General features: G+C 66.4%; 1 protein-coding gene. It reads left to right on the forward strand.

The window, feature by feature from the left end:
• On the forward strand, window positions 1–271 hold a 271-nt coding region (locus ACTFO6_RS18805), incomplete at both ends, for a phosphomethylpyrimidine synthase ThiC (RefSeq protein WP_439935881.1).

Genomic DNA, 271 nt, shown 5'->3' on the forward strand with positions numbered 1-271 from the left:
GGCCTACGACGTGGCCTTCTCCCTGGGGGACGGGCTGCGGCCGGGCTCCATCTACGACGCCAACGACGAGGCCCAGCTCGCCGAGTTGAAGACTTTGGGGGAGCTCACCCGCATCGCCTGGAAGCACGACTGCCAGGTGATGATCGAGGGTCCGGGGCACGTGCCCATGCAGCTCATCAAGGAGAGCATGGATCTGGAGCGTAAGCATGGCCACGAAGCGCCCTTCTACACCCTGGGCCCCCTCACCACCGACATCGCGCCGGGCTACGAC

The organism is Pelomicrobium sp. G1 (genome assembly GCF_051905455.1).
Classification (GTDB): Bacteria; Pseudomonadota; Gammaproteobacteria; order Burkholderiales; family UBA6910; genus Pelomicrobium.